The sequence below is a fragment of the Pseudomonas fluorescens genome (assembly GCF_902498065.1).
In the GTDB taxonomy this organism is placed as follows: Bacteria; Pseudomonadota; Gammaproteobacteria; order Pseudomonadales; family Pseudomonadaceae; genus Aquipseudomonas; species Aquipseudomonas fluorescens_BJ.
Window position 1 is genome coordinate 109540 of sequence record NZ_CABVIR010000005.1, and the last position, 25044, is coordinate 134583.

General features: G+C 55.9%; 33 protein-coding genes and 1 tRNA gene. 6 read left to right on the forward strand and 28 right to left on the reverse strand.

Translation table 11 applies throughout. The features are described 5' to 3' along the window. Positions 1-16 precede the first annotated feature (16 nt). Complete coding sequence (locus F8N43_RS18850) at positions 17-259, forward strand: thioredoxin family protein (RefSeq protein ID WP_150637237.1); 243 nt, start codon at positions 17-19, stop codon at positions 257-259. Positions 260-698: 439 nt separating this feature from the next. On the opposite strand, the gene arsJ is transcribed toward F8N43_RS18850, so the two are convergent. Genes arsJ through F8N43_RS18895 form a run of 8 tightly spaced genes read right to left on the reverse strand, consistent with a single transcriptional unit; the run spans position 699 to position 6573 of the window. Beyond that, positions 699-1919, reverse strand: coding sequence for an organoarsenical effux MFS transporter ArsJ (gene arsJ / locus F8N43_RS18855; RefSeq protein WP_150637239.1), 1221 nt, complete (start codon positions 1917-1919; stop codon positions 699-701). A gap of 9 nt (positions 1920-1928) precedes the next feature. Next, on the reverse strand, positions 1929-2933 hold the full coding sequence (locus tag F8N43_RS18860) for an ArsJ-associated glyceraldehyde-3-phosphate dehydrogenase (RefSeq protein WP_150654164.1): 1005 nt from the start codon (positions 2931-2933) through the stop codon (positions 1929-1931). Between the two features lie 23 nt (positions 2934-2956). Continuing rightward, the gene (locus tag F8N43_RS18870; RefSeq protein ID WP_150637245.1) at positions 2957-3469 is read right to left on the reverse strand and encodes a cyclin-dependent kinase inhibitor 3 family protein; all 513 of its coding nucleotides are present in this window, start codon (positions 3467-3469) and stop codon (positions 2957-2959) included. A 12-nt stretch (positions 3470-3481) separates the two neighbouring features. Continuing rightward, a complete protein-coding gene (gene arsH, locus F8N43_RS18875) occupies positions 3482-4198 on the reverse strand; it encodes an arsenical resistance protein ArsH (RefSeq protein WP_150637247.1) in 717 nt (238 codons plus the stop codon). Then, positions 4191-5264, reverse strand: a complete 1074-nt coding sequence (gene arsB, locus F8N43_RS18880) for an ACR3 family arsenite efflux transporter (protein ID WP_150654166.1) — start codon at positions 5262-5264, stop codon at positions 4191-4193. Before arsB ends, arsH begins: the two co-directional genes overlap by 8 nt. Before the next feature lie 17 nt (positions 5265-5281). Continuing rightward, a complete protein-coding gene (locus tag F8N43_RS18885) occupies positions 5282-5752 on the reverse strand; it encodes an arsenate reductase ArsC (protein ID WP_150637252.1) in 471 nt (156 codons plus the stop codon). Positions 5753-5779: 27 nt separating this feature from the next. Beyond that, a complete protein-coding gene (locus F8N43_RS18890) occupies positions 5780-6151 on the reverse strand; it encodes a metalloregulator ArsR/SmtB family transcription factor (RefSeq protein WP_150637254.1) in 372 nt (123 codons plus the stop codon). Between the two features lie 8 nt (positions 6152-6159). Continuing rightward, positions 6160-6573: an arsenate reductase ArsC gene (locus F8N43_RS18895; RefSeq protein WP_150637256.1), complete on the reverse strand. Its 414-nt coding sequence runs from the start codon at positions 6571-6573 to the stop codon at positions 6160-6162. 263 nt (positions 6574-6836) lie between these two features. Here F8N43_RS18895 and F8N43_RS18900 point away from each other — a divergent pair, with 263 nt between their 5' ends. Then, positions 6837-7109 (forward strand): hypothetical protein, encoded by a 273-nt coding sequence (locus F8N43_RS18900; RefSeq protein ID WP_150654167.1) that lies wholly within the window; start codon positions 6837-6839, stop codon positions 7107-7109. 53 nt (positions 7110-7162) lie between these two features. On the opposite strand, the gene F8N43_RS29345 is transcribed toward F8N43_RS18900, so the two are convergent. The 4 genes from F8N43_RS29345 to F8N43_RS18915 form a co-directional block, all read right to left on the reverse strand. Beyond that, positions 7163-7837, reverse strand: coding sequence for an NAD(P)-binding domain-containing protein (locus tag F8N43_RS29345; RefSeq protein WP_224787839.1), 675 nt, complete (start codon positions 7835-7837; stop codon positions 7163-7165). After that, positions 7815-8519, reverse strand: a complete 705-nt coding sequence (locus F8N43_RS29350) for an FAD-dependent oxidoreductase (protein WP_191630143.1) — start codon at positions 8517-8519, stop codon at positions 7815-7817. The genes F8N43_RS29345 and F8N43_RS29350 overlap by 23 nt, the downstream gene beginning before the upstream one ends. Before the next feature lie 14 nt (positions 8520-8533). Then, positions 8534-9037, reverse strand: coding sequence for an arsinothricin resistance N-acetyltransferase ArsN1 family A (locus F8N43_RS18910; RefSeq protein ID WP_150637262.1), 504 nt, complete (start codon positions 9035-9037; stop codon positions 8534-8536). Between the two features lie 65 nt (positions 9038-9102). After that, positions 9103-9600, reverse strand: coding sequence for a MarR family winged helix-turn-helix transcriptional regulator (locus F8N43_RS18915; protein WP_150637263.1), 498 nt, complete (start codon positions 9598-9600; stop codon positions 9103-9105). A 137-nt stretch (positions 9601-9737) separates the two neighbouring features. On the opposite strand from F8N43_RS18915, the gene F8N43_RS18920 reads away from it, so the two are divergent. After that, positions 9738-10940 (forward strand): MFS transporter, encoded by a 1203-nt coding sequence (locus F8N43_RS18920; protein WP_150637622.1) that lies wholly within the window; start codon positions 9738-9740, stop codon positions 10938-10940. Between the two features lie 53 nt (positions 10941-10993). Here F8N43_RS18920 and F8N43_RS18925 read toward each other — a convergent pair whose 3' ends face one another. From F8N43_RS18925 to thrS, 11 genes are all read right to left on the reverse strand, one after another. Then, complete coding sequence (locus F8N43_RS18925) at positions 10994-12064, reverse strand: flavin-containing monooxygenase (protein ID WP_150654168.1); 1071 nt, start codon at positions 12062-12064, stop codon at positions 10994-10996. Between the two features lie 38 nt (positions 12065-12102). Then, positions 12103-12453 carry an ArsR/SmtB family transcription factor gene (locus F8N43_RS18930; protein WP_150637268.1) on the reverse strand — a complete coding sequence of 117 codons (351 nt, stop codon included), beginning with the start codon at positions 12451-12453 and terminating at the stop codon, positions 12103-12105. A 280-nt stretch (positions 12454-12733) separates the two neighbouring features. Continuing rightward, a tRNA-Pro gene (locus F8N43_RS18935) sits at positions 12734-12810 on the reverse strand. An 89-nt stretch (positions 12811-12899) separates the two neighbouring features. After that, positions 12900-13256, reverse strand: a complete 357-nt coding sequence (locus F8N43_RS18940; RefSeq protein ID WP_003179985.1) for a MerR family transcriptional regulator — start codon at positions 13254-13256, stop codon at positions 12900-12902. Further along, positions 13237-13539, reverse strand: a complete 303-nt coding sequence (gene ihfA / locus F8N43_RS18945) for an integration host factor subunit alpha (protein WP_002553164.1) — start codon at positions 13537-13539, stop codon at positions 13237-13239. Before ihfA ends, F8N43_RS18940 begins: the two co-directional genes overlap by 20 nt. A 3-nt stretch (positions 13540-13542) precedes the next feature. Beyond that, positions 13543-15924: a phenylalanine--tRNA ligase subunit beta gene (gene pheT / locus F8N43_RS18950; protein ID WP_150654169.1), complete on the reverse strand. Its 2382-nt coding sequence runs from the start codon at positions 15922-15924 to the stop codon at positions 13543-13545. 26 nt (positions 15925-15950) lie between these two features. Then, a complete protein-coding gene (gene pheS, locus F8N43_RS18955) occupies positions 15951-16967 on the reverse strand; it encodes a phenylalanine--tRNA ligase subunit alpha (protein WP_007940232.1) in 1017 nt (338 codons plus the stop codon). Positions 16968-17076: 109 nt separating this feature from the next. Further along, entirely contained in the window at positions 17077-17433 is a 357-nt protein-coding gene (rplT, locus tag F8N43_RS18960) for a 50S ribosomal protein L20 (protein WP_007905879.1), read from the reverse strand. A 28-nt stretch (positions 17434-17461) separates the two neighbouring features. Then, entirely contained in the window at positions 17462-17656 is a 195-nt protein-coding gene (rpmI, locus tag F8N43_RS18965; RefSeq protein ID WP_002553160.1) for a 50S ribosomal protein L35, read from the reverse strand. Between the two features lie 60 nt (positions 17657-17716). Beyond that, on the reverse strand, positions 17717-18268 hold the full coding sequence (infC, locus tag F8N43_RS18970) for a translation initiation factor IF-3 (protein WP_172668659.1): 552 nt from the start codon (positions 18266-18268) through the stop codon (positions 17717-17719). Continuing rightward, positions 18268-20190 carry a threonine--tRNA ligase gene (gene thrS, locus F8N43_RS18975; protein ID WP_150654170.1) on the reverse strand — a complete coding sequence of 641 codons (1923 nt, stop codon included), beginning with the start codon at positions 20188-20190 and terminating at the stop codon, positions 18268-18270. The genes infC and thrS overlap by 1 nt, the downstream gene beginning before the upstream one ends. 373 nt (positions 20191-20563) lie before the next feature. Between thrS and F8N43_RS18980 the strand changes: the two genes are divergently transcribed. Beyond that, positions 20564-20866: a hypothetical protein gene (locus F8N43_RS18980; RefSeq protein WP_150632433.1), complete on the forward strand. Its 303-nt coding sequence runs from the start codon at positions 20564-20566 to the stop codon at positions 20864-20866. Positions 20867-21158: 292 nt separating this feature from the next. Further along, complete coding sequence (locus F8N43_RS18985; RefSeq protein WP_003179963.1) at positions 21159-21371, forward strand: cold-shock protein; 213 nt, start codon at positions 21159-21161, stop codon at positions 21369-21371. Between the two features lie 72 nt (positions 21372-21443). Here the strand turns inward: F8N43_RS18985 and F8N43_RS18990 are convergent, their stop codons facing one another. Then, positions 21444-21764, reverse strand: a complete 321-nt coding sequence (locus F8N43_RS18990; protein ID WP_150632434.1) for an I78 family peptidase inhibitor — start codon at positions 21762-21764, stop codon at positions 21444-21446. 165 nt (positions 21765-21929) lie between these two features. Continuing rightward, positions 21930-22235, reverse strand: coding sequence for a hypothetical protein (locus F8N43_RS18995; protein ID WP_150632435.1), 306 nt, complete (start codon positions 22233-22235; stop codon positions 21930-21932). Positions 22236-22366: 131 nt separating this feature from the next. Here F8N43_RS18995 and F8N43_RS19000 point away from each other — a divergent pair, with 131 nt between their 5' ends. Then, entirely contained in the window at positions 22367-22579 is a 213-nt protein-coding gene (locus tag F8N43_RS19000) for a hypothetical protein (RefSeq protein WP_033061806.1), read from the forward strand. A 32-nt stretch (positions 22580-22611) separates the two neighbouring features. Here the strand turns inward: F8N43_RS19000 and F8N43_RS19005 are convergent, their stop codons facing one another. From F8N43_RS19005 to rbsK, 3 genes are read right to left on the reverse strand one after another with little or no spacing between them, the layout of a single operon-like run. Beyond that, entirely contained in the window at positions 22612-23640 is a 1029-nt protein-coding gene (locus tag F8N43_RS19005; protein ID WP_150632437.1) for a nucleoside hydrolase, read from the reverse strand. Between the two features lie 43 nt (positions 23641-23683). After that, the gene (gene rbsD, locus F8N43_RS19010; protein WP_150632438.1) at positions 23684-24088 is read right to left on the reverse strand and encodes a D-ribose pyranase; all 405 of its coding nucleotides are present in this window, start codon (positions 24086-24088) and stop codon (positions 23684-23686) included. Continuing rightward, a complete protein-coding gene (rbsK, locus tag F8N43_RS19015) occupies positions 24085-25002 on the reverse strand; it encodes a ribokinase (RefSeq protein ID WP_150654171.1) in 918 nt (305 codons plus the stop codon). The genes rbsD and rbsK overlap by 4 nt, the downstream gene beginning before the upstream one ends. Positions 25003-25044 lie beyond the last annotated feature (42 nt).

The window sequence follows — 25044 nt, forward strand, 5'->3', positions numbered from 1 at the left end:
CACCAAGGAGCTTCCAATGCTGAACATCAAAATCCTGGGTTCAGGGTGCGCCAACTGCAAGAAGCTGGAGGCCGTAGCCCGTCAAGCCACGCAGAATCTAAATATCGAAGCCGAATTCGAAAAGATCACCGATATGGGCAAGATGATGACTTATGACATCCTCGCCACGCCGGCTCTGGTGATTAACGAGAAGGTTGTAAGCAGCGGGAAGATTCCGACTGTTGCGGATATCCAGGCCTGGATTTCGACTGCGCAATGATATTGTCAAAACCGAAACAGCTGAACGATCTCAACGCTTCCACTAAGTAGTCTTGACTGGCTCGGCATCTGCCGCGCAGACGGCAGTCAACCTTTGTGTATACCGCTGACTGTTGAGGGGAGCCTTGCCTGACATCTTCCGCAGAAGCGTAAAGCTGAACACTGGCCATGCAGTCGTTTATGCGCTGAAGGAGGATGTCCTTCAGCAGTCCTTGGCTGTTGGCTGGAAAGTCGCTGCCCTCTTTCACCACCAAGGATGCTCGCTTCTCATCGCGGCGAATCAGGCTGCCAAACTCTGCCGGCAATCACCCCGAAAGACAGTGTAGGCAGGTCGCTATACTTGCTCATGACGCGCCTTCGATTTTTGCTGGTTCAGGCATTGCCAGCCCTTCCCACACTCGAGTGGCGCGATGACGCTCACCGCATCCTGCCTGATGGGTTCATATCGCCTCGGCATGCCTTGGCAGCCCGATAGAAATCAGTGCTGCGAGCAGAACGAATGCGCTCGATATCCACAAGCAAGCTTCCAGCCCATACACCTGATAAACCCACCCGGACAGCACCGTGCCTATCAGGCGTCCCATGGCGTTGGACATGTAATAAAAACCCACATCCAGTGACACGCCATCTTCCTTGGCGTAGGACACGATCAGGTAGCTGTGCAGCGACGAATTCACCGCGAACAACGCGCCAAAGACCATTAATCCACCCAACAGCACCGCCTGTTGCGACAGCCCGGTGTTCAGCCCGAGAGCGATTGCCGCAGGCAGCCCCGCCAGTGCAATGGCCCACAGAAACGCCGCCCGACCATCCGGTACGTGGCCGCGTTTCTTGCCAGTGATGTTGGGCGCAAACGACTGCACGATGCCGTAGCCGATCACCCACGCTGCAAGGAAGCCACCCACCTTCCAGAAGTCCCAGCCGAACACGCTGCTCAGGTACACCGGCAAGGCCACCACAAACCAGACATCACGGGCGCCGAACAGGAACATTCGGGCCGCTGAGAGGATATTGATCGCCCGGCTCTTGGACAGGATGTCGCGAAATTTTGGCTTGGCTTTGGCCTTGCCCAGGTCCTTCTTCAACAGGATCAGGCTGCTGATCCAGATCAGCGCCAAGACACCCGCCATGGCCAGTAAGGCGCCTTTGAAGCCGATGAGTGCCAGCAAGGCTCCGCCAAGAAAGAAGCCGACTCCCTTGAGTGCGTTCTTCGAGCCAGTGAGGATCGCCACCCACTGGTAGAGCTTGCCCTGTTGCCCATCCGGAACCAGAAGCTTGATGGAGCTTTTGGCGCTCATCTTGTTCAGGTCTTTGGCAATCCCCGACAGCGCCTGAGCACCCATCACCCATGGGATGGTTAGCCAGGCGACAGGAACCGTCAGCATCAGAAGCGCCGCGACCTGGATGCCCAGCCCGATGTTCATGGTTCGGTTCAGCCCCAGCCGAGCGCCGAGGTAGCCACCCACAAGATTGGTGATCACGCCAAAAAGTTCGTAGAACAGGAACAACGCCGCGATTTGAAGAGGGCTGTAGCCCAGCGCGTGAAAATGCAGCACCACCAACATACGCAAGGCGCCGTCGGTGAGGGTGAAGGCCCAATAGTTGCCCGTGACGAGCAAGTACTGCCGCACTTCCGGAGCGAGGGCTGACAACGCTTTCATGACCGCTCCTTAGATTGCCAGACCAACCATTTTGGCCAGTTCGACAGTGCGGTTGGCATAGCCCCATTCGTTGTCGTACCAGGCATAGATCTTCACTTGAGTGCCATTGATCACCATCGTCGACAGTGCATCGATGATCGATGAGCGCGGGTCGGTGCGGTAGTCGATGGACACCAACGGCCGCTCCTCAAAACCGAGGATGTCTTTCAGCTCGTTCTCGGAGGCGCTCTTGAGGAGTTGATTCACCTCCTCGACAGTGGTGGCACGCTCGACTTCAAAGACGCAGTCAGTCAGTGAAGCGTTGGCCAGCGGTACGCGCACGGCGTGACCATTCAAGCGCCCACGCAGCTCCGGGAAGATTTCGGCGATAGCGGTGGCCGAGCCAGTGCTGGTCGGGATCAGGCTCATACCCGAAGCACGCGCACGACGCAGATCCTTGTGCGGTTGATCGAGAATGCTTTGGGTGTTGGTCAGGTCGTGGATGGTGGTGATCGAGCCATGACGAATGCCCAGTTTCTCGTGGATGACTTTCACCACGGGCGCTAGACAGTTAGTGGTGCACGAAGCGGCGGTAACGATGCGATGTTCAGCCGGTTTGAACAGCTGATGGTTGACGCCCATGACGACGTTCAACGCCCCTTTTTCCTTCACCGGAGCGCTGACCACCACGCGCTTCACGCCTTGGTCGAGGTAAGCCTGAAGCACAGCGACGGTCTTCATCTTGCCGCTGGCTTCAATCACCAGATCGCAGCCCGACCAATCGGTGTCGGCAATCGCTTTGTTGGCCGTTACCTTGATGCGTTTGCCATCAATGACAATGCTCTCGCCCTCGGAGTCGGCTAGGTAATTCCAGCGGCCATGCACCGAGTCGAAGTTCAGCAGGTGCGCATGGGTCGCCGCATCACCTGCCGGATCGTTGATCTGCACGAATTCAAACTCTGGCCAACTCCAGGCGGCTCGCAAAGCGAGACGACCGATCCGACCAAAACCATTGATGCCAACTTTGATAGTCATGTTGTTGTGCTCTGTATCTGCTGTCAGTGGGAGTTCGACTGAGTGTCGAACTGGCCGATGTATTCGATATGGGCAGGATGCTGGATAGCCCGCGGACGCAACGACTGAACATCGCGGATGGCATCGCTGAATGGCACACCGCTCTCGATCAACAGTTGAGCCGCGATCAAACCGGTACGGCCCGAGCCGCCCTTGCAATGGATGGCAATGGTTTTTCCTTCGGCCAGCAGCTGCTTAAGTCGTGGATGGTGGTGTTCCCATGCGGCTTTAAATGCTTCGCCAGGCGCTTGATCGTCTTCTACGGGCAGGTGAAACCACTCGATGCCGAGCATTTGGCACTCTTCGGGCAGCAGGTCGATCTCGTTCTGAAGCAACTCTTCTATTGGCATCAGCGTCAGCAACGCCGATGCCCCTGCATCCTTGAGGGTTTGCAACGCCTCGAAAGGTCGGGTGCCCTTCGTGCCTGGGCACGGGGTGAAGATCAATTGGCCATTGAACTGAGCCAGCGGCAGTACGGAATAAGGGTGTTGTTGCACGGTGAAAAATCCTCAAATGGAGCGCTGATTGACACGTTTCATGAGTTCTTCCGCCGACTCCTTGCGCTCGGAGTAACGATCGACCAGATAGTCCTGACGGTCGCGAAGCAGCAGCGTGAATTTCACCAGCTCTTCCATCACATCCACGATGCGGTCGTAGAACGCAGAAGGCTTCATCCGGTTGTTATCGTCGAACTCCATGTAGGCTTTCGGCACGGAGGATTGGTTGGGGATGGTGAACATGCGCATCCAACGTCCCAGCACGCGCAGCTGATTAACCACGTTGAACGACTGCGAGCCGCCGCACACCTGCATGACAGCGAGGGTTTTGCCCTGGGTCGGGCGTACCGCGCCCATGGCCAGTGGCACCCAGTCGATCTGCGCCTTGAAGACCGCGCTCATGGAACCGTGACGTTCTGGAGAGCACCAGACCTGCCCCTCGGACCACAGCATCAGCTCGCGCAATTCCTTCACACGAGGATGATCGTCGGGGGCGTCATCTGGCAGTGGCAAACCTGACGGATTGAAAACCCGCGCCTCGGCGCCGAAGTGCTCCAGCAATCGAGCGGCCTCCTCGACCAGCAGGCGACTGAAGGACCTCTCACGGGTCGATCCGTACAGCAGCAAAATGCGTGGCTTATGGATAGAGGTCTTCTCGATGCCCAGCTTGTCAGTCGATGGGAGATCGACCAGTTCGGTATCGAGTTGGGGGATGTGGTCATCAAACATAGTCTTTGTCCTGCGCAATGGCGCTCTTGGATTCATCGAACCAGCGGCGTTTCAACCAGAGGGCAACCCCGACCAGGGAAATCAGCACCGGCACTTCCACCAGCGGACCAATCACCGTGGCAAAGGCGACCGGAGAAGCCAAGCCGAAGGTGGCAATGGCCACGGCAATCGCGAGTTCAAAATTGTTACTTGCTGCGGTAAAAGCCAGTGCGGTGGTGCGCGGGTAGTCAGCCCTGAGCAGCTTGCCCATCCAGAAGCTAATAAAGAACATCACCACGAAATAGATCGTCAGCGGGATCGCGATGCGCAGCACATCCAGTGGCAATTGCAGCACCACGTCGCCGTTGAGGCTGAACATGGCCACGATGGTCAACAGCAGCGCCACCAGCGTCAGCGGGCTGATCTTCGGAATGAAGCGCTCCTGAAACCAAACCTCACCTTTACGGGCGATGAGGATCTTGTGGGTCAGGAAGCCCGCCAGGAACGGCACACCCAGGTAGATCAGCACCGACTCGGCAATGCTGACAAAGCTGGTCTCAATCACACTGCCTTCCAACCCAAACAGCGGCGGCAACAGCCCCAGGAAGACCCAGGCATACACGCTGAAAAACAGGATCTGGAAGATGCTGTTGAACGCCACCAGCCCAGCGACGTACTGATTGTTGCCACCCGCGATCTGATTCCAGACCAGCACCATCGCGATGCAACGAGCCAAGCCGATCAGGATCAGACCGGTCATGTATTCCGGCTGGTCCCGCAAGAAGATGATCGCCAGTGCGAACATCAACACCGGGCCGATGACCCAGTTCTGGACCAAGGACAAAACGAGGATGCGCTTGTCCTTGAAGACTTCAGGCAGTTCCTCATAACGAACCTTGGCCAGAGGCGGATACATCATCACGATCAAACCAATCGCGATGGGTATGTTGGTTGTGCCCACGGAAAGACTGTTCAGCCACTGCGGCCAGCCTTCGAACAGGCTCCCCAAACCGACGCCCAAGGCCATGGCGAGAAAAATCCACAGGGTCAGGTAACGGTCCAGGAAGGAAAGGCGGCTGTTACTCATGATCATTGCTCCTGTGGTTACAGCGTGCCAATCAGGGCCAGCTCTGCCTTGAGCTGTTCGGCACTCAGACGGGATAGCGGTAAAGCCAGGAAGGCTTCAATACGGGTTTTGATCTGCTCCAAAGTGGCTTCAAAAGCTGCCTCGATCTCTTCTTCAGTTCCTTGGTATTCCGAAGGGTCAGCCAGGCCCCAGTGCGCCTTGGTGGCCGGCCCGAAAAATACCGGGCAGGCCTCACCGGCCGCCTTGTCGCACACCGTGATGACGAAATCCGGTGCCAGGTTCACATGGACATCGCGGGACTTACTCAACAGCCCGGCTGTCGAAATACCAGCTTTTTCCAACGTTTGGAGACTCAGCGGATGCACTTCACCTTTGGGCTGACTGCCCGCGCTGTAAGCTTTCATGCCTTGCGGTGCCAAGTGATTGAAGACCGCTTCACAAAGGATGCTGCGGCAGCTATTGGCCGTGCAGAGGAACAGGATTTTCATCGAGCGATCTCGTAGTCGAAGGCGCAATCAGGCGATTTTGCTTTCACAACAGGCCAGTGCCCGTTCAGGACGGTCGCCCATTTCATCAAGGCGTTTGGCGTCAGGGCTCAACCAGTGCTTGTTGCTTTCCAGCACGGTGGTCAGTACTTGATGAACCCAATCCGGGAGATTCGGGTGCAGTCGGTAATACACCCATTGGCCTTGCCGACGGTCCGACAGCAAACCGCAACCGCGCAGTTGCGCAAGGTGTCTGGAAACTTTTGGCTGACTCTCATTCAACGCACAGGTCAGCTCGCAAACACATAGCTCTCCTTCACGAGTGATGAGCATCATCGTGCGCACCCGAGTGTCGTCAGCCAGGCATTTGAAAACAGTGGTCGGTGTCAGATGGTCAGCCATATCGTTTCTCAGTGTTTGTTTTTGACCAAGACGAACATCTTGATGCGCTCATGAATCTCGTGAAGGGTGTGACGGAAAGCGTCGGGTTTGGTGCTGGTGACCGGATCTTCAAAACTCCAGGCCAATACCTCGCCAGCTCCAGGTAACGACTGGCATTCAGCTGCGGCTTTATCACACAAGGTGATGACGTAATCGAAACGCTCACCTCGGAATTCGTCTATTGACTTACTACGCAATCCCTCAGTACTCACCCCGAGGTGGGAGAGTGCATCAAAGGTGCGCGGATCGACCTGAGTGGGGATGGTTCCGGCGCTAAACGCCTCGAAATGCTCCGAATCGGTATGCCTGAGCAGCGCTTGGGCTAACTGTGAGCGGGCAGCATTGGCGGTACAAACGAACAGGACACGGGCTTTGCTGGTCATTGTGCAATCTCAGCTCATATGCGGTTTAACGAATATATGATTTTATGTATTCAAGGTAAAGCCATAGCGGCAGAAAATTCAGAATTGACCAGCCCCTGCTGAGCTTAAACACCTTAAATTCTCTATCTGAGGGGTTTATAGGGTACTTTCTCAGTAAAACCCTTTATAAACATTTGGAAAAATGCATATGCGAATATTGTAATAAGTTTGTCATCCCATCGGGGATAGCCTCTGTTCCGATCCAACCACCAGGAGCCAGGAAGATGAAAAAACTTACGATCACCGCAGCCTTGCTGACCAGCCTGTTTACAAGCGTCAGCTTCGCAAGCCAGTACGACAAGCCCGGATTTTTTACCAAAATAGAAGACGGCCGCCTTTGGGTCTTTCGTGAAGGCTCTGAACAATTGAAAGAATTCAAAGCGCACGGCGAACCGGCCAAGCAATACACAGAGATCGGCACCGGCCCAGACGGGATGACCGTTAAGTCGGGTGACGAGAAGGCGCTCAAGGACTATCTGAGCACGCTTAAGAAATAAGACATTTAAACCTGATCCGCCCCTTTCGCAGGGGCGGATACGGTGAATGGATATTAGCCTTTGCAACAACCCGGCGAGGTCTGAACCGCCACCTCACGAACTGTCCCTCCAGCGCCGCAACAAGACGTCTGACTTGCAGAAGCCTCCAAACGAACATCAGCCTCATCGAAATCAGAGTTGCATATGCCGGTCTGCGGGAGAACCAACTCCACCCTTTTGGCCGCATCCCAATCGCCCGCCAATGCCGCGACAACAGACCGTACCTGTTCATACCCCGTCATCAACAAAAACGTAGGTGCTCGGCCATAGCTTTTCATCCCCACAATGAACAAACCTTCCTCAGGATGGGCAAGTTCTATCGCGCCATGAGGCCTGACGGTACCGCAGCTGTGCTCGTTGGGATCAATCATTGGTGCGAGCAACACTGCGCTTTGGGTCGCGGGATCAAGTGCGATGCGTAGTTCGCTGAGCAAGCTCAGGTCTGGGCGGAATCCAGTCGCCACGATGAGTTCGTCCACTGGTGGAAGTATCCGCTCTCCCGCCTTCACGACCAGCCCTTGGCCATTGCCTGTGACTTGATCGATAGCGACGTTTTTGAACAACTCGATCACGCCGTCATTCAGCAATTGGCGAATCTTCAGGCCGAGCTTTCCGCGCTCTTCCAATTGATCATTCGCACCACCACCCAAAATGCGCTCAAGAGAGTTACCCCGGATCGCCCATAGCACTTTGGTTTGCGGGGCCCTCCTGAGTCAGCCGCACCAGATCCTGGAGGACGTTAAACGCGGAGTGACCACCACCCACTACCAGCACTCTTTTGTTGGCATAGCGATTCCGGACACGACCCAATACTTCTGGGATGCCGTATGCGATGTGTGCTGCATGCTCGATCTCACCCAAGGCCGGGATGCCATGGGCACCCATCAAGTTCGGTGTCAGGTAGGTGCCTGAGGCATCAATGACAGCGCTGGCCAGCAGATCTTGTTCACCTGACGGCCCTCTGACACGCAGCAAAAAAGGAGCTGCCGATCTGCCCTGGGTCTTCATCACATCCTGACCAACGCGAGTGACTGCCAGAACACGGGTATTGAGCTGCAAGTGATGCTTGATCTGTTCGAGGTCCGCGAGAGGTCGAACAAACCGATCCAGCAGTTCACGACCCGTTGGATACTCGTTCTTCAGTGGTGGAGTCCAACCATCGGCCAGCAAAAGTTTGGCCGCCTCCTTGTCCACATTGAACTGCCACGGAGAGAACATCTTTACATGCGCCCATTCTTCAATGCTGGACCCAGCCTTCGGCCCTGCTTCCAGAATCAGCGGCGTGATACCTCGTGCCAGCAGATGGGCAGCTGCGGCGAGCCCCACTGGACCTGCTCCGATTATGGCGACGGGAAGGTAAGTGTTTTCCATGATCGATTCCTTCTTCAGGCTGGCTGATTGATCGGAAACAGGCGCTCGACAATCACGCAGTCGAGCCAGCGTCCTTCCAGGCAGGCGTGTTTTTCATATACCCCCACTTGGCGGAAACCGCAGGCTTCGCACAAGGCGAGACTGGCGTGATTGAAGGTAAAAATGCGTGAAAGGACTTTCCAGAATCCGCGAGCTTCTGCTTCCGCCAGCAGTGACTGAAGTAACTGCTTGCCGAGCCCCTCGCCACGAACACTGCGATCCAGGTAGATGGAAAAATCCGCAATACCGTCGTAACAGGCACGGCCGCGATAACTACTGAGTCCAGCCCAGCCAAAAACCTGATTCGCCTCATCGACCATGACCAACACTGGATAACGCTCCATTGCGTTGATGCGATCAAGCATGTCCGCCAGGCTTCGAGGGGCAGTTTCAAACGTAGAGCTACGTTCCTCGATCCCCTGGTTGTAGATGGCTGCTATTGAAACGGTGTCCTTGGGCTCAGCTAAACGAACTCGCATTGTTGGAGCCCCATTACGTTGGTAGTAACAACATTATTGGCAAAAAAAGGGAAATTCTTCCCTCTTCAATCCTTGTTCTTCACGGCTGGGCAGCACTCACTCACGAGCCCGCAGCGAATCTCCGTGGCCCGCGTAATCTGCCTGAGTAAACTCAGCGCTCCCTGCCGCGCTTCAGCCGAGAGGTTTTCGATCATTGCTCGCTCATCGGCAATCAGGTCAGCTCTGATTTTCTCGTATAGCTCCCGTCCAGCAACCGTTGCCTGAATTCGCACCGCACGCCGATCTTCATCATCTTCAACGCGGGACACATACCCTTTGCGTTCCAAGGTATCGATCACTCGACTCGCCGTGCTCTTGTCCAAGAACATTTCTTCCGCCAAGACCTGAAGGCGCAATGCGCCCCTTTTGACCAGCGTTTCGACGGCATAGCACTGGGTTACAGATACGTCGTAACAGCAGATCCGATCTCGGTCACGGAACTGATGGACGCGAACCAGCTGGTTCAACGCCTCGTACAAGTCCTCGGAATCCTGAGTCAGCTGATCGCTTTTATGCTTTGTCATAGGCGCCACAAATTAGTTGTTAGTTGCAACATTAATCCTGATTTCCCAAAATCGTCAACACCGATCTCTCGGTTGACGATGACCAAAGGAAGGCGCTAGCTTGTTGTTACTGACAACAAAAAATGAGCGCGTCGGTCATGACACTTCCAGAGCAGATCCATCTCCCGATCAATCGCTCCAGGCTCGTATGGGCCATGGGGTTCACCCAGATTCTTGCTTGGGGTTCGACCTACTATTTGCCGGCAGTGCTTGCGGCTCCGATAGCCAAAGAAACAGGGTGGTCCATCACCAGTGTGGTGGGCGGCCTGTCCTGGGGGTTGCTGGTAGCCGGAGCCTCCTCGCCATCTGTTGGCCGCCAGATTGATCGCCATGGCGGACGCTCTGTCCTTGCCGCCAGTTCACTGCTGCTGGCTCTCGGCATACTAGTGATGGGGCTGGCGGGCAACGTTGCCATCTACTATGTCGCCTGGACGCTGATCGGCGTTGCCATGGCGGCGGGTTTATATGACGCAGCTTTCTCAACCCTGGGACGTCTTTTCGGCGAAGGGGCTCGAACATCAATTACCGGGCTGACCTTGCTAGGTGGCTTCGCCAGCACCATAGGTTGGCCGGTGATTGCGGGGCTGGAGAGTTGGATCGGTTGGAGGAGCGCCTGCTTTGCCATCGCCGCAGCTCACTTGCTAATCGGATTCCCTATCCATGCCCTGTTGATTCCTGGAAGTACAAAACAACCGCCTCACCCCTTCATTACAGAAACACCCAATGCATCAGTACTTCGCCCCGACACCACCAATCATCTGTTCTTACTGATTGGCGCCATGCTGACGATTCTGGCGCTGGTGGTATCAGGTATCTCAGTGCACCTACTCAATGTCCTCAAGCAACTGGGGATCGCGACTGCTGTGGCCTTGGCCATCGGCATGGTGATTGGTCCTTCGCAAGTCCTGGCACGGGTGGCTGAGTTTTCCATCGGCAGGAACCTCCATCCAACCTGGTCCGCACGAGCCGGCGTGTTGCTTAGTTTGATCGGGCTTGGACTGCTGATCTCAGGCCTGCCTTGGCTAGCCTTCGTAGCGATAGCACTTTACGGAGCCGGTAACGGCATCCTCACCATCGCTCGCGGTACTCTTCCATTGGCGCTGTTCGGGCCTCAAGGATATGGCGCACGAATGGGACTGCTCGCAAGGCCCGTCCTTGTCGCCCAAGCCTGCGGACCCATCGCCGCCGCTTACGTTCTGGACAGCTTCGGAGCATCGGTACTTCTTAGCGTGATGTGCGGGTTTCTGTTGCTGTGCTTCATCGCCACTTGGCGCCTGCCAATTACGCCAAAAGGACAGTAATTATGATGTTCCGGTAGACGCCGTGTTGAGCAGAAAAAAGTCGATACCCGGCATCAAGCGAACACTGGGGCCGATGTATTGTGAATGAGGCGCATCAAGCTAGGAATGATGTGAGAAGCATCCGGCCCAACGCCTCTGAGGGTGGCCGAAGCAAAGTTGCGCTGCTTCGGTAATCCCACAAAATACAAACCCGGTACGTGCTCCGCTTTCCCGTTGCGTTGGGTGAGGCTTTCATTGCCCGCCACGTGCAGACCTGCCAAAAAACCAAGGTTCGGACGAAACCCGGTCGCGAAAACCAAACTATCCACGTCAGTGTGCTGCCCATCAGCCCAGATCACGCCCGTTGACGTTACCTCCGTGAACATCGGCTTGCGCTCAAAAAGTCCCTGCTTCATGGCTCGACGATAGGTGCCATCATCCAGTACAGGGGTACTTTGGTCATTCAGCCAACGAGTTTTCTCCATCCCTGTCCACTTGAGCCAAGCATGAAAATCCACACCGAGGATCTTTTGCGGAAAAAATCGAATCGATTCCCTTGTCGCCAATACGACGCTGCTGACTTGAGCCAACTCATGGGCAATTTGTACTGCTGAGTTGGCCGCACCTATGACCACTACTCGTTGATCACTGAAGCCGTCGACATTTCGGTAATCAGCACTGTGTAAACGTTGCCCGCGAAAACTCCCCAGCCCCTGAATGTCAGGGATGAACGGCTGGTTGAATCCGCCAGTGCAAACGATCAACGCTCTTGAGCAGAAACGCTGACCATCAGATGCCTGAAGCAAAAAGAGTCCATCCTCCCTACTCACTCTCTGGACTCGTATGTTCTGCCGAATGGGTAGCTGGAAAGCGTCCGCGTACTGCTCCAAATAACGTACGACTTCATCGCGTAGCGGATAGTGCTTAGCTTCCGCTGGAAAGGGCATCCCAGGTAAAGACGAGTAAGCAGCAGGAGAAAATAATCTCAGGTTGTCGTAGTAATTGCGCCAGTTTCCACCTGGCTGGCTCTCCGCATCCAATATGAGAAAACTGAGATTCTGCTGCCGCAGATGCCAACCGCACGCGAGCCCAGCTTGGCCCGCACCAATAACGATGACATCCGTGGGCTCATTAATTATGTTCATGCATGCGCACTCATACATATATTGAAATGATAAAAAAACTACTCAGATACACCAGGGCAGCAAAACGGAGCCAGACTCTTCATGTGCTGAAGCATGGCTTCGAGCCGTGCCAACACCGCCGGCCCATCCACCTCGTAGAACATCTGCCTACTGACCTTGGTAGCGCGGACAATGCCCGCCTCTAGTAGCACTTGCAGATGACGGGACACCACTGAACGCTCTTGAGGTAATCCTTCAGCGATCTCGCCGATATCCGCACGCCCCAGTTGCATGACTCGCTTGAGTACCGCTACCCGCGACGGCTCGCAAAGAGCTTTGAAGAAAGCTCCATCGAAAGAATCGATTACGGCATCAATTGCTCGGGTTCGGGTTGAGGTTCGATTGGTCATGCCACCAACTATATGTGCACGCTTATGCACACGTCAATAACCTGCCTGACTGAGGGAAACCTTTGTTTGGTTTGCACCGCAATAGCCAAGCCATGAAGTTACCCGCACTGAAACAAACCACTGAACGCGCACGACGTGGATTATCACGGGAGGACAGCAGCAAGGAATCAACCCATGGCACCTGCAAGATTCCACCGAGAGCCAGCCAATTTGTGGGGGTAAAAGCGACCTAAATAAAAAGGGGTCGCGAGATAAAATCTCGCGACCCCTTTGAATTATATGGTCGGGACGGAGTGATTCGAACACTCGACCCCTAGCACCCCATGCTAGTGCGCTACCGGACTGCGCTACGCCCCGACTAGGCGTGAAACTCGTTCCTCTTCTCGAAGAACGCTCAAGAATATATCGCAAGCTTTTGAAAACTGGAAGTATTCAAACGCATGAATTTATTTCTTGAGGACCACCAGCACATCCTCCAGTTCGGCAATCATCTGCCGAATCATTTGTTTGTATTGAGTGGTGTCGTCTTTGGCTTCATCGCCGGACAAGCGCAAGCGCGCGCCGCCGATGGTGAACCCTTGATCGTAAAGAAGCGCGCGGATCTGCCGAATCATCAGCACGTCCTGTCGCTGATAATACCGGCGGTTTCCGCGGCGTTTGACGGGGTTGAGTTGAGGAAACTCCTGCTCCCAATAGCGCAGCACGTGCGGTTTTACCGCGCACAGCTCGCTAACTTCACCAATGGTGAAGTAGCGTTTGCCTGGGATGACGGGTAGCTCGTCGTTATGACTTGGTTCCAGCATAAGCCTCAACTCGGGCCTTCAACTTCTGCCCTGGACGAAAGGTGACCACACGGCGAGCCGTGATCGGGATTTCTTCACCCGTTTTCGGATTGCGGCCAGGCCGCTGGCGTTTGTCCCGAAGGTCGAAATTGCCGAAACCGGACAATTTGACTTGTTCGTTGTCTTCAAGAGCGTGCCTGATTTCTTCAAAAAACAGTTCGACCAATTCCTTGGCCTCCCGTTTATTCAGGCCCAGCTCTTCATACAGACGTTCCGCCATTTCAGCTTTCGTCAGAGCCCCCATACGTCACTTCCTTAACGTGGCGTTCAACCTTTGTTCGAGCGAGGTGAGGATATTTTGCGTCGTGGTATTCACCTCATCGTCATTAAGAGTGCGCGATGGATGCTGCCAGGTCAAGCCGACTGCAAGGCTTTTTCTATCAGGATCAATGCCTTTACCCTGATATACGTCAAATAGCCTGAGGTCCGTCAGCCATTCCCCTGCATTTTCACGGATTACGTCCAGTACGGCACTGGCTGCAACGTCTTTTTCGGCAATCAGCGCAAGGTCACGGCGCACTTCAGGAAAACGCGACAACTCCTGGAATTTAGGCATTTTACCCAACGCCACTTCGGCCAGAACCAGCTCGAAAACGAAGACCGGACGGTCGAGACCGAGGGATTTCGACAATTCAGGGTGGATTGCGCCAACGAAACCTACCAAACGGCCTTCGCGTTCGATGCGCGCGGTCTGACCCGGGTGCAATGCTGGGTGTTTACCCGGCACGAACGTGAACGAATCCAGTGCACCGGCGAAGCCCAGTACCGCTTCCACGTCAGCCTTGACGTCGAAGAAATCCACGACATCGCGACCTTGCGCCCAGCCTTCCGGCAAACGGCTACCGCAAACGACACCCGCCAACATCGGCTCTTGCTTCAAACCTTCCAGTTGACCGACAAAACGCAGACCGCTTTCGAACAGACGGACGCGATCCTGTTGACGATTCAGGTTGTGCTGAAGCGCCTTGACCAGACCTGGCCACAGGGACGAGCGCATGGCCGCCATGTCGTTGGAAATCGGGTTAGCCAGCAGCAGCGGCTCGACACCTGGATTAAACAACTCGAATTGTTTCGGATCGATGAAGCTGTAAGTAATCGCTTCCTGATAACCGCGAGCTACCAGCAAACGACGCAGTTCAGGCAGATCGCTACGCGCTTCAGCCTTGGCTTGAGGCGCCAGACGGGCTTGCGGGTAACGAACCGGTAGACGGTTGTAGCCGTACAGACGCGCCAGCTCTTCGATCAGGTCAACTTCGAGGCTGATGTCGAAGCGATGGCTTGGCACTTCAACGCGCCACTGCCCTGCCCCATCTGCAGAAATCTTCAGACCCAAGCCGCTGAGCAATCGCTCGACTTCGGCCGAATCCATTTCCATACCCAGCATCTGAGTGATGCGTTGCGCACGCAGAGTAACCGGCGCAATCGAAGGCAGGTGCGGTTCGCTGACGGTTTCGATGATCGGGCCGGCTTCGCCACCCGTGATTTCCAGCAGCAGGCCAGTGGCGCGCTCCATGGCTTCACGGGCCAGTTGCCAGTCCACGCCACGCTCGTAGCGGTGCGAGGCGTCGGTGTGCAGGCCATAGGAACGAGCCTTGCCAGCAACGGCAATCTGATCGAAGAACGCGCTTTCAAGGAAAATGTCGCGAGTAGTCGCGGTGTTGACGCCGCTGTGCTCGCCCCCCATGACGCCGGCGATTGCCAGGGCGCGGGTGTGGTCGGCAATCACCAGCGTATCGCTACGCAGGCTGACTTCCTGACCATCGAGCAGCACCAGCTTCTCGCCTTCTTCGGCCATACGCACGCGGATGCCGCCATTGATTTCGGCGAGATCGAACGCGTGCAGCGGTTGACCCAGCTCCAGCATCACGTAGTTAGTGATGTCGACGGCCGCGTCAATGCTGCGCACATCGGCGCGACGCAGACGCTCGACCATCCAAAGAGGCGTAGGCTTGGACAGGTCGACGTTACGGATCACACGACCCAGGTAACGCGGGCAAGCAACTGGCGCCAGCACTTCAACCGAGCGCACTTCGTCGTGCACGGCTGGAACGGAGGCGATGACCGGGCGAGTGACTTTGGCGTCGTACAGCGCGCCGACTTCACGGGCCAAACCGGCCAGAGACAGGCAGTCGCCGCGGTTCGGGGTCAGGTCGACCTCGATGCTGGCGTCGTCCAGGCTCAGATATTCACGAATGTCCTGGCCAACCGGCGCATCAGCCGGCAATTCCATCAGGCCGTCGTTGCCTTCGCCCACTTGCAGCTCGGCTTGCGAGCACAGCATGCCGTTGGACTCAACGCCACGCAGCTTGGCTTTCTTGATTTTAAAGTCGCCCGGCAGTTCGGCACCGATCATGGCGAACGGGATCTTCAGGCCCGGGCGCACGTTTGGCGCGCCGCAGACTACTTGAAAGGTCTCCGAGCCATTGCTGACCTGACAAACACGCAACTTGTCAGCGTCGGGATGCTGTTCGGTGCTCAGCACCTCGCCCACCACCACGCCACTGAATTCACCGGCGGCCGGCGTAACACTATCGACCTCAAGACCGGCCATCGACAGACGAGCAACCAGCTCGTCGCGACTTACCTGCGGGCTAACCCAGCCACGCAGCCATTGTTCACTGAATTTCATCCTGCTCTCCTAAGAATTCGTTACGACTAGCGAAATTGCGCGAGGAACCGCAAGTCGTTGTCGAAGAACAGACGCAAGTCGTTCACGCCGTAACGCAGCATGGCCAGACGCTCAACGCCCATGCCGAAGGCAAAGCCCGAAAACTCTTCCGGGTCGATCCCGGACATGCGCAGCACGTTCGGGTGAACCATGCCGCAACCCATCACTTCCAGCCAGCCAGTCTGTTTGCAGACGCGGCAGCCTTTACCGCTGCACATCACGCATTCCATGTCGACTTCAGCGGATGGCTCGGTGAACGGAAAGTACGAAGGGCGGAAACGCACGGCCAGTTCTTTTTCGAAGAACACACGCAAGAATTCTTCGATGGTCCCTTTCAGGTCGGCGAAGTTGATATCGCGATCGACCAGCAGGCCTTCGACCTGGTGGAACATCGGCGAGTGGGTGATATCCGAGTCGCTACGGTACACACGGCCAGGGCAGACGATGCGGATCGGCGGCTGCTTCGATTCCATGGTGCGGACCTGTACCGGCGAGGTATGGGTGCGCAGCAACATGTTGGCGTTGAAATAGAAAGTGTCATGCATCGACCGGGCCGGGTGATGGCCTGGGATGTTGAGCGCTTCGAAGTTGTGGTAATCGTCTTCGACCTCAGGGCCTTCGGCGATGCCGTAGCCGATGTGGGTGAAGAACTGTTCGATACGTTCCAGAGTGCGAGTAACCGGATGCAGACCACCCGAGGTCTGGCCACGGCCAGGCAGGGTCACGTCAATGGACTCGGCAGCCAGTTTGGCGGCCAGGTCGGCCTCTTCAAACAGTGCCTTGCGGGCATTGAGAACCTCTGTGACACGCTCCTTGGCAACGTTGATCAGGGCGCCGACTTGCGGACGCTCTTCTGCCGGCAAATTCCCCAGGGTCTTCATCACCTGAGTCAATTCACCCTTTTTACCAAGGTAGTGAACCCGGATTTGCTCCAGGGCATTGATATCTTCAGCGCTTTGCACAGCCTCTAGTGCTTGAGAGACGAGCGCATCCAGGTTTTCCATGTACAGACTCCAGATACAAAATAGGGGAAGAGCTTGAAGGCTCTTCCCCTATTTATGACGTTTAACACCTGGCCCCACAGAGGTGAGGCCGGGTGACTGTCGGGGGTACTTAAGCCAAGGTGGCTTTAGCTTTCTCGACAATCGCAGCAAACGCCGCTTTTTCGTTCACTGCCAGATCAGCCAGAACCTTACGGTCGATCTCGATGGACGCTTTTTTCAGGCCGGCGATGAAACGGCTGTAGGACAGACCGTTGATACGTGCACCAGCGTTGATACGAGCGATCCACAGAGCGCGGAACTGACGTTTTTTCTGACGACGGTCACGGTAGGCGTATTGGCCTGCCTTGATTACCGCTTGCTTGGCAACACGGAATACGCGCGAGCGAGCGCCGTAGTAGCCTTTAGCAAGTTTCAGAATTTTTTTGTGACGTTTACGGGCAATGACGCCACGCTTTACACGAGCCATGAGTTACTTCCTCTATTCTTGACTAAAATTAACGAAGGCGCAGCATGCGCTCGACTTTTGCCACGTCAGACGGATGCAGCAAGCTGCTACCGCGCAGTTGACGCTTACGCTTGGTCGACATTTTAGTCAGGATGTGGCTCTTGAAAGCGTGCTTGTGCTTGATACCGTTAGCAGTTTTCAGAAACCGCTTAGCAGCACCACTTTTCGTTTTCATTTTTGGCATGTTCGGATACTCCGCATTCAGTTGATAAACATAATCAGAAGGCCTGCCGTGCCCTGTTGATTACTTCTTCTTTTTCGGGGCGATGACCATGATCAGCTGGCGTCCTTCCATCTTAGGATGCTGTTCGACCGAACCGTACTCGAGCAAGTCACCTTCAACTCGCTTGAGGAGTTCCATCCCCAGCTCCTGGTGGGCCATCTCACGGCCGCGGAATCGCAAGGATACCTTGGCCCTGTCCCCATCACTCAGGAAACGTACCAGGTTGCGCAGTTTTACCTGGTAATCCCCTTCCTCCGTCCCTGGACGAAACTTGATTTCTTTAACCTGAATCTGCTTCTGGTTTTTCTTGGCCGCGGCAACCTGCTTCTTCTTCTCGAAGATCGATTTGCCGTAGTCCATCAGTTTGCAAACAGGGGGTACTGCATCGGCGGAAATTTCCACCAAATCCAGTTTGGCCTCTTCAGCCTTAAGAAGCGCGTCTTCAATTGACACAATCCCAAGCTGTTCACCTTCAGCCCCAATTAACCGAACCTCGCGTGCCGAGATATTCTCGTTGATCGGGGCTTTCGGTGCAGCTCGTTTATCTTGTCTCATTTCACGCTTAATAATAATTACTCCGAATCTGGGCGACCACGCCGGGAAACCGCTTGCGCGAGAAACTCAGCGAACTGGGCGACGGGCATCGAGCCCAGGTCAGCACCTTCACGAGTACGCACAGCGACAGTCTGCATCTCGACTTCCCGATCTCCGATAACCAAGAGATAGGGAACCTTGAGCAAAGTATGCTCGCGGATTTTAAAGCCGATCTTTTCATTTCTCAAGTCAGACTTGGCACGAAATCCGCTTTCGTTGATAGTTTTTTCAACCTCGGCGGCAAAATCGGCCTGTTTGTCAGTGATGTTCATGATCACTGCCTGGGTCGGAGCCAGCCACGCAGGGAATGCACCCTCGTAGTGCTCGATCAGGATTCCGACGAAACGTTCGAAGGATCCGAGGATCGCCCGGTGCAACATCACCGGGTGCTTGCGACTGTTGTCTTCGGAGACGTATTCGGCTCCCAGACGGACAGGCAGGTTAAAATCGAGCTGCAGGGTACCACACTGCCAGACGCGACCGAGGCAATCTTTCAGCGAGAACTCGATCTTCGGACCGTAGAACGCACCCTCACCCGGCTGCAGATCGTACGGCAGGCCAGCGCTATCAAGGGCTGCAGCCAATGCTGCTTCAGCGCGATCCCACAGCTCGTCGGAACCGACACGTTTTTCCGGACGAGTGGACAGCTTCATCTCGACATCTTTGAAGCCGAAGTCGGCGTAGACATCCATGGTCAGCTTGATGAAAGCGGCGGATTCAGCCTGCATCTGCTCTTCGGTGCAGAAGATGTGGGCGTCGTCCTGAGTGAACGCACGTACACGCATGATGCCGTGCAACGCACCCGATGGCTCGTTACGGTGGCAGGCACCGAATTCAGCCAGACGCATCGGCAACTCGCGGTAGCTTTTCAGGCCCTGGTTGAACACTTGCACGTGGCAAGGGCAGTTCATTGGCTTGATGGCGTAGTCGCGGTTTTCCGACTGAGTGGTGAACATGTTGTCGGCGTAGTTGGCCCAGTGCCCGGATTTCTCCCACAGGCTGCGGTCAACGACTTGTGGAGTCTTGATCTCCAGGTAGCCGTTGTCGCGCTGAACCTTGCGCATGTACTGCTCGAGCACCTGGTACAGAGTCCAGCCGTTCGGGTGCCAAAATACCATGCCCGGCGACTCTTCCTGGGTGTGAAACAGGCCCAGGCGCTTGCCGATCTTGCGGTGATCGCGTTTTTCAGCTTCTTCGATGCGCTGGATGTAAGCTGCCAACTGCTTCTTGTCAGCCCATGCGGTGCCGTAAACGCGCTGCAATTGCTCGTTTTTCGCATCGCCACGCCAGTAGGCGCCGGACAACTTGGTCAGTTTGAAGGATTTCAGAAAACGCGTGTTCGGCACGTGCGGACCGCGGCACATGTCGACGTATTCTTCGTGATAGTACAGGCCCATGGCCTGCTCGTTCGGCATGTCCTCGACCAGGCGCAGCTTGTAGTCTTCGCCGCGGGCCTTGAACACTTCGATCACTTCGGCGCGCGGAGTGACTTTCTTGATCACGTCGTAATCTTTTTCGATCAGCTGCTGCATGCGCTGCTCGATGGCGGCCAGGTCGTCCGGAGTGAAAGGACGTTCGAAGGCGATGTCGTAATAGAAGCCTTCGTCGATGACCGGACCGATGACCATTTTGGCCGTCGGGTACAGCTGCTTGACCGCATGGCCAACCAGGTGGGCGCAAGAGTGGCGAATGATCTCCAGCCCCTCTTCATCCTTTGGCGTAATGATTTGCAGCGTGGAATCGCTGCTGATGATGTCGCTGGCGTCGACCAGCTGGCCATTGACCTTGCCGGCCACGGTGGCTTTGGCCAGGCCAGCACCAATGGATGCGGCGACCTCGGCTACGGAAACCGGGTGATCGAATGAACGTTGACTGCCGTCGGGAAGAGTAATAGTTGGCATGGCGCCTCCTCTCCTAGTGGTGACCCCTACCAAAGGTCACGTGGGTTGGGATGAGCCAGTACAAGATCCGGTCCAGGCCATTCAATGACGAACGCCTGCCTTACAGCGGCAGGAGCCTTGCGGCCAACCGGAAAACCGAACCAGAGTGACTGGGATTCAAATCAGGGTTATTCGAACATCTGCCGCCACCGTGACTGAAGGTCCGCGGAGCTTGCAAATACCCGAGCGAGGCATGCTAGCACAGATGAACGGTCGTCGCGGTGCCGAGGTTTTATGCTGGGGCAAATCAGTCCTTTTTATGCCAGAGTGCTGAACTTGAACCCCGCTTTACCCCTCAGATAACAAGACATTGACCCACAAGGAGCATCCCAGCATGCGTCTGAATCGTTTGTTCGCAGTAGTCGCCCCCATCGTCCTGTTGCTGCCGCTGGCTGCCCATGCCGATTGGCCGAAGGGCGAGCGCGAGAAATACATGGCTCAATGCACCCAGGCAGCGACTCCGCAGATTGGTGCAGCAGCGGCAAAAGCCCACTGCGCTTGCGGCGCCGATGCGATCAAGTCGTACCCGGCCAGCGACATCCAGGCATTGATGGACAACAAGGCCAGCGACGCACTGAAACAAAAAGCACTGACCCAGATTTCGTCGTGCAAGGCTGATAACAAGGCGAAAAAATAAGCCTGAAAGGACGCTTTGAAGGCCCAAACAGCCGATGAAAAGCTCCCGAAAAGCACTTTTTCGTACAATTTATGCAGGTTTTACAGCTTTTTTTATCGTCTTTACTTTCGGCTGAAAGCCTTTTAAAACGGGGCTTTCAGCCACATCAAGCAACAAAGAAAGCGTGACTGTAGGGCAAACAGCACGTCCGGGGGGCTCCCAAAGCGAACATTTCGACTATGATACCCCGGTGTGCCCAGTTGGCCTGAGCAGCACAGTACTACTGAAAATATATGTTTCTTGGAGATACACCATGTCTAATCGCCAAACCGGCACCGTTAAATGGTTCAACGATGAAAAAGGCTTCGGCTTCATCACTCCTCAAGGTGGCGGTGACGACCTGTTCGTACACTTCAAAGCTATCGAAAGCGACGGTTTCAAAAGCCTGAAAGAAGGCCAGACCGTTTCCTTCGTGGCTGAGAAAGGCCAAAAGGGTATGCAAGCTGCTCAAGTTCGCCCAGAGTAATTTCCAGGCGCACTAAAAAAACCCCGTCCATGTGACGGGGTTTTTTATGGGTGAAGCAAAAGCCTGACGGTGTCAGCCGCAGTTGATGCGCGTGATCACCAGGTTGTTATCGGTGTTCAGGTTCAGGCGATCGGAGCGGTACTCCAGGGTCACCATATCGTCAGGCTTGAGGATACGGGCATTTTGCGCGCCAGCGCGAATGCGCGCCTGTTCCAGCAGTTCAGGCGAAGCCTTTTTGCCAATGGTGAATTCGGCAGCCTTTGCTTCGCAACGGCTGTGGCCGGTATCCGTCGTCGTGACAGGGTCTGCTACCGAATCGGTGGACGTGCTGCTGCAACCTGCCAGCAGACTAGCGGCCAACAGAGTACCCAATGACGCGAGCTTCCAAGGCATGAAGCCTCCTTTTTTCAATAGTTAAGCTGAGATCGTGCGACCGCCAATCTGGCGTTTTGTTTCACAGGCAGCGCTTTCACCCTGCCCTCGATCCGGACAATCGGCGAGTTTGCCTGAGCATTCCCGGCCGTTCATCCCTCAATCGTGACTGGATATGAACAGCACTCAATAAATGTCGATGTAGTCGAACGGTGGTGTAGGCCAATTCTCTTTCAGCGCATTAAAGATCTGCATGACCCAGACTTCGTCACTGGCCGCGACCAATCCCACATACCCAGAGCCTTTGGCCCACGTCTCCAGCCGAAACAGCAGCCCGTCGATGTCGGTGCCGCCCACGACGCCCGATGAAATGTAAGCGATGCCGCCCTTGGTCACCCGCAATTGGGTGTGCTCATCATCACTGGCAGAGGCTAGCAGCTGGCGCACAGCCTCAAGGGTCAAGCCGTCAGGAGAGTTCAAATCGATCTGCACAGCACGGTCCTTGATAAATCATCAAAGACCAAGTGTCGCATAGCCCTCCCGTCATGCCTAAGTCGGAGTGCCAAACGCCATGCAAAATGGTTAACTCACACCCAGACTTTCCCGACTTCACGAGCGCCATCATGACCACCGTAAGCATCGACGCCGACATCAAAGCCAAGTGGCCACAAGGTCATAGCTCCTATAGCCCGGGTAGTCCGGAAGAGTTGGCAATCATTGGCATCGATCTATTGGTCAAGGAACTGGGGACTGAAGCGGCACAGTCCTTCATCGCCCAGGTGTTCGAGAAGTACCCGGCCGACTACAAGGGTGCTGAATACAACGAAAGGGAGTGAAACCCGCAGGCTGGCACCTGCGGGCGCGAAGCCTACTTCAAGCGCGCCAGACGCTGCGTCAGCAGGTCAAAGAAGCCTTGAGCGTCGCCGCTTTCAACCCAGAAAGCGTTCTTCGGCGCTTTCAGGCCGTCATACCAGTCGACGATGGTTTGACCGAAGGTCGGGCCTTCGCGACTATCAACCACCACATTGACCGAACGACCTGTGAACAACTCCGGCTTGAGCAGGTAGGCTATGACCGTAGCGTCATGCACCGGGCCACCCGGAAGACCGTAATGCTCCATATCGCCTTTGACGTACTCATTGAGAATGTCGCCCACCAACTTGCTGGCGTTGTTGTTCAGCGCGGCGATCTGCTTCAGGCGCGCTTCACTGGTGAGGACTTTGTGGGTCACGTCCAGCGGCAGGTACGTCAGTTTGACGCCACTTTTCAGCACGACTTCGGCAGCCTGCGGATCGGCAAACAGGTTGAACTCGGCCACCGGCGTGATGTTGCCGCCGTTGAAGTGCGCACCACCCATGATCACCACTTCCTTGATGCCCTGAACGATTTCAGGCTCCTGGATCAATGCCAGCGCGAGGTTGGTCTGTGGACCGAGCATGGCGATGGTGATGCTATGGGGCTTGGCGGTTTTCAAGGTATCGATCAGGTAGTTGACTGCATTGCCATTCGCCAGACCTTTCTTCGGCTCATGCACGGTGACGCCCGACAGGCCTTCTTTACCATGAATGTTCTCGGCATAGATCGGCGTCCGCATCAGCGGTTTCGGCGCACCGGCATAAACCGGCACATCCTCGCGCCCTGCCCACTCGCGGGCCAGTCGCGCATTGCGTGACGTCTTGTCCAGACGCACATTACCGGCGACGGTGGTCAGCGCGCGGATGTTCAATTCTTCCGGTGATGCCAGGGCAAACAGCAAGGCGACCACGTCATCGGCACCCGGGTCCGTGTCGATGATCAAGTCGATTTTTTCCGCCGCCTGGGCGCTTGTTGCTGTAATCAGGGACAAGAGCAGCAGACTCCGGAGCAGATGGTGCAGTTTCTGAGCATAGCGATACATAGCGCACTCCTTGTGCGTGGGAAAACAGAGAGACGACAACGAATCAGAACGTGACCCCGGCCACCAGCACGACGTTGCAGTAAGGCTGACATTCGCCTGTACGAACAATCGCCCGCGCCTGTCGGCTCAGGACTTTGAATTGGTCATGACTGAGCAGCTCCCGCTGACCCAGCGCACCTGCGGCATTCAGCTCATCCAGCGTCACCAGCGCCGACGGCCGTTTGTCCAGAATCTCCTGGGCCAACACGTGACTTTCGACCTGCATTTCGCTGAGCACGACTTTCAACGTACTGATGAAATCCGGAATGCCGTGGGTCAGGGCCAGGTCGATCAATTCGACCCCCGGCGGAACCGGCAGACCGGCATCGCCAATCACAACCATATCGCCATGCCCAAGGGAAGCGATCAGCCGCGACAGCGCGACGTTGAGCAACGGTGTTTTTTTCATGGTGCTTTAAAGGCCTGTACGTCGGACAAAGTAGGGATCGAGGGTTGCGCGCCAGCACGAGTCACTGAAAGTGCCGCAGCGACCTGGCCGAAACGGATCGCTTGCGCCTCGCTTTTGCCGGCGGCCAGTGCGGCAGCGAAACCACCGACAAAGGTATCGCCCGCCGCGGTGGTATCGACCGCTTTCACCTTCAGCGCAGGGAAGTGTTCGAAGCTGTTGCCATTGGCAAACAACGAGCCTTGAGCTCCGAGGGTGATGATCACCTTGCCAGCTCCCATGGCGATCAATCGGGTCGCCGCGACTTCGGCGGTTGCCAGTGAATCCACCGGCAAACCGCTGAGGGCCGAGGCTTCGCTCTCGTTGGGGATCAGGTAGTCGATGGCCGCATACCAGTCTGCTGGCAGCGGTCGGCTGGCGGGCGCAGGATTGAGAATCACGGTTTTCCCCAGTGCACGGCCGCGCTTGAGCGCATGGCCGACCGTGGCATCCGGCACTTCGAGCTGACAGATGATCACATCCGCCGCCTGCAACACCGCATCGAAACGGTCAATGACTGCTGGCGTCAGCGCACCGTTGGCACCGGCGACAATCACGATCGCGTTTTGGCTGTTGTCATCGACCACGATCAACGCCACACCGCTGGCACCGTCGACGGTGCTGACCGCCTGACAATCGATACGGTCGGCCAACAGCGCTCCGCGCAGCTGCTCTCCATAGGCGTCGCTGCCCACGCAACCGACCATCGACACCTGCGCGCCCAGTCGCGCCGCAGCTACTGCCTGATTGGCGCCCTTGCCGCCGGAGACTGTGGCAAACGACTCGCCGATCAACGTTTCACCGCCACGGGGCAGCCGGGAAGCCCGGGTCACCAGGTCCATGTTCAGGCTGCCTATCACTACTACTTTTGCTGACATACATTGCTACTCATCAATTCTGTTTCGGCGGTGCTTTTGATT

What these genes read in the sequence shown, in the direction of transcription:
- F8N43_RS18850 (WP_150637237.1), top strand. Translation starts at nt 17, where the DNA reads ATGCTGAACATCAAAATCCTGGGTTCAGGGTGCGCCAACTGCAAGAAG.
- arsJ (WP_150637239.1), bottom strand. Translation starts at nt 1,919, where the DNA reads ATGAAAGCGTTGTCAGCCCTCGCTCCGGAAGTGCGGCAGTACTTGCTC.
- F8N43_RS18860 (WP_150654164.1), bottom strand. Translation starts at nt 2,933, where the DNA reads ATGACTATCAAAGTTGGCATCAATGGTTTTGGTCGGATCGGTCGTCTC.
- arsH (WP_150637247.1), bottom strand. Translation starts at nt 4,198, where the DNA reads ATGTTTGATGACCACATCCCCCAACTCGATACCGAACTGGTCGATCTC.
- arsB (WP_150654166.1), bottom strand. Translation starts at nt 5,264, where the DNA reads ATGAGTAACAGCCGCCTTTCCTTCCTGGACCGTTACCTGACCCTGTGG.
- F8N43_RS18885 (WP_150637252.1), bottom strand. Translation starts at nt 5,752, where the DNA reads ATGAAAATCCTGTTCCTCTGCACGGCCAATAGCTGCCGCAGCATCCTT.
- F8N43_RS18890 (WP_150637254.1), bottom strand. Translation starts at nt 6,151, where the DNA reads ATGGCTGACCATCTGACACCGACCACTGTTTTCAAATGCCTGGCTGAC.
- F8N43_RS18895 (WP_150637256.1), bottom strand. Translation starts at nt 6,573, where the DNA reads ATGACCAGCAAAGCCCGTGTCCTGTTCGTTTGTACCGCCAATGCTGCC.
- F8N43_RS18900 (WP_150654167.1), top strand. Translation starts at nt 6,837, where the DNA reads ATGAAAAAACTTACGATCACCGCAGCCTTGCTGACCAGCCTGTTTACA.
- F8N43_RS29350 (WP_191630143.1), bottom strand. Translation starts at nt 8,519, where the DNA reads ATGGAAAACACTTACCTTCCCGTCGCCATAATCGGAGCAGGTCCAGTG.
- F8N43_RS18910 (WP_150637262.1), bottom strand. Translation starts at nt 9,037, where the DNA reads ATGCGAGTTCGTTTAGCTGAGCCCAAGGACACCGTTTCAATAGCAGCC.
- F8N43_RS18915 (WP_150637263.1), bottom strand. Translation starts at nt 9,600, where the DNA reads ATGACAAAGCATAAAAGCGATCAGCTGACTCAGGATTCCGAGGACTTG.
- F8N43_RS18920 (WP_150637622.1), top strand. Translation starts at nt 9,738, where the DNA reads ATGACACTTCCAGAGCAGATCCATCTCCCGATCAATCGCTCCAGGCTC.
- F8N43_RS18925 (WP_150654168.1), bottom strand. Translation starts at nt 12,064, where the DNA reads ATGAACATAATTAATGAGCCCACGGATGTCATCGTTATTGGTGCGGGC.
- F8N43_RS18930 (WP_150637268.1), bottom strand. Translation starts at nt 12,453, where the DNA reads ATGACCAATCGAACCTCAACCCGAACCCGAGCAATTGATGCCGTAATC.
- F8N43_RS18940 (WP_003179985.1), bottom strand. Translation starts at nt 13,256, where the DNA reads ATGCTGGAACCAAGTCATAACGACGAGCTACCCGTCATCCCAGGCAAA.
- ihfA (WP_002553164.1), bottom strand. Translation starts at nt 13,539, where the DNA reads ATGGGGGCTCTGACGAAAGCTGAAATGGCGGAACGTCTGTATGAAGAG.
- pheT (WP_150654169.1), bottom strand. Translation starts at nt 15,924, where the DNA reads ATGAAATTCAGTGAACAATGGCTGCGTGGCTGGGTTAGCCCGCAGGTA.
- pheS (WP_007940232.1), bottom strand. Translation starts at nt 16,967, where the DNA reads ATGGAAAACCTGGATGCGCTCGTCTCTCAAGCACTAGAGGCTGTGCAA.
- rplT (WP_007905879.1), bottom strand. Translation starts at nt 17,433, where the DNA reads ATGGCTCGTGTAAAGCGTGGCGTCATTGCCCGTAAACGTCACAAAAAA.
- rpmI (WP_002553160.1), bottom strand. Translation starts at nt 17,656, where the DNA reads ATGCCAAAAATGAAAACGAAAAGTGGTGCTGCTAAGCGGTTTCTGAAA.
- thrS (WP_150654170.1), bottom strand. Translation starts at nt 20,190, where the DNA reads ATGCCAACTATTACTCTTCCCGACGGCAGTCAACGTTCATTCGATCAC.
- F8N43_RS18980 (WP_150632433.1), top strand. Translation starts at nt 20,564, where the DNA reads ATGCGTCTGAATCGTTTGTTCGCAGTAGTCGCCCCCATCGTCCTGTTG.
- F8N43_RS18985 (WP_003179963.1), top strand. Translation starts at nt 21,159, where the DNA reads ATGTCTAATCGCCAAACCGGCACCGTTAAATGGTTCAACGATGAAAAA.
- F8N43_RS18990 (WP_150632434.1), bottom strand. Translation starts at nt 21,764, where the DNA reads ATGCCTTGGAAGCTCGCGTCATTGGGTACTCTGTTGGCCGCTAGTCTG.
- F8N43_RS19000 (WP_033061806.1), top strand. Translation starts at nt 22,367, where the DNA reads ATGACCACCGTAAGCATCGACGCCGACATCAAAGCCAAGTGGCCACAA.
- F8N43_RS19005 (WP_150632437.1), bottom strand. Translation starts at nt 23,640, where the DNA reads ATGTATCGCTATGCTCAGAAACTGCACCATCTGCTCCGGAGTCTGCTG.
- rbsD (WP_150632438.1), bottom strand. Translation starts at nt 24,088, where the DNA reads ATGAAAAAAACACCGTTGCTCAACGTCGCGCTGTCGCGGCTGATCGCT.
- rbsK (WP_150654171.1), bottom strand. Translation starts at nt 25,002, where the DNA reads ATGTCAGCAAAAGTAGTAGTGATAGGCAGCCTGAACATGGACCTGGTG.